Origin of the sequence: Streptomyces sp. SID12501, from assembly GCF_010550245.1 — a bacterium.
GTDB lineage: Bacteria > Actinomycetota > Actinomycetes > Streptomycetales > Streptomycetaceae > Streptomyces.
The window spans coordinates 1-433 of sequence record NZ_JAAGLU010000706.1; the positions used below are offsets into that span (position 1 = coordinate 1).

The following is a 433-nucleotide window of genomic DNA, read 5'->3' on the forward strand; positions in this document are numbered from 1 at the left end:
CGCGTCTGCCGGTGAGCCTGCCCGGCATACAGGAAAGTGGCCTCGCAGAGCAGGGAACGGACCTGTGATGGAATCCGGCATTCGCGTCGTGATCGCCGACGACCACCCCTTCACCCGCTACGGCCTGCGCGTGCTGCTGGAATCGGCCCCGGACATCACCGTGGTGGCCGAGGCATGCAACGGCCGCGAAGCGGTACAGCAGGTGCTTGAACTCCATCCCGATGTCGTTGTGATGGACGTGCGTATGCCGGGCGGTGACGGGCTGTGGGCCACGCAGGAGATCCAACGCGTCCGGCCTACCACCAAAGTCCTCGTGCACTCGGAGTATGAAACAGATCCCACCGTGATGGCCGCCATGCGCGCCGGCGCTTCCGGCTTCCTCCTCAAAGCCGGGGACATCGCCCAGATCACCAGCGCCGTACGGGACGTGGCG

Annotated in this window: 1 protein-coding gene; it reads left to right on the forward strand. The window is 66.1% G+C overall.

What is annotated here, in order from left to right:
• Nucleotides 1-67 precede the first annotated feature (67 nt).
• Nucleotides 68-433 (forward strand): response regulator transcription factor (locus G3I71_RS48020; RefSeq protein WP_239149815.1); only part of this gene is annotated, 366 nt, incomplete at its 3' end.